At 57.4% G+C, this 387-nt stretch carries 2 rRNA genes; both read left to right on the top strand.

The features are described 5' to 3' along the window. Window positions 1–3: 3 nt before the first annotated feature. Window positions 4–118, top strand: a 5S ribosomal RNA gene (gene rrf, locus ABGA94_RS22265). A gap of 131 nt (window positions 119–249) precedes the next feature. After that, window positions 250–364: ribosomal RNA gene (gene rrf, locus ABGA94_RS22260) — 5S ribosomal RNA — on the top strand. Window positions 365–387 lie beyond the last annotated feature (23 nt).

Below are 387 nucleotides of genomic sequence, written 5' to 3'. Positions count from 1 at the left end.
CTCCCTGGTGAAATTAGCGCTGTGGAACCACCCGATCCCATCCCGAACTCGGAAGTGAAACGCAGCTGCGCCGATGGTAGTGTGGCTCAAGCCATGCGAGAGTAGGTCATCGCCAGGGTTTACACCCAAAACCCCGCTGCTGACGCAGCGGGGTTTTTCTTATTAAGTGAAGGCATTGCTTTTCTGGATACCTTCCGCCCAAGGGCAAGATCGCGAAGCTGGCGCTGCAAGCGCTGCTGCAACCGTCTCCCTGGTGAAATTAGCGCTGTGGAACCACCCGATCCCATCCCGAACTCGGAAGTGAAACGCAGCTGCGCCGATGGTAGTGTGGCTCAAGCCATGCGAGAGTAGGTCATCGCCAGGGTTTACACCCAAAACCCCGCTGCT

Origin of the sequence: Stenotrophomonas sp. 3diitr2024 (assembly GCF_042136455.1) — a bacterium.
Classification (GTDB): Bacteria; Pseudomonadota; Gammaproteobacteria; order Xanthomonadales; family Xanthomonadaceae; genus Stenotrophomonas; species Stenotrophomonas sepilia.
This window is presented reverse-complemented; position numbering and strand designations above follow the sequence as displayed.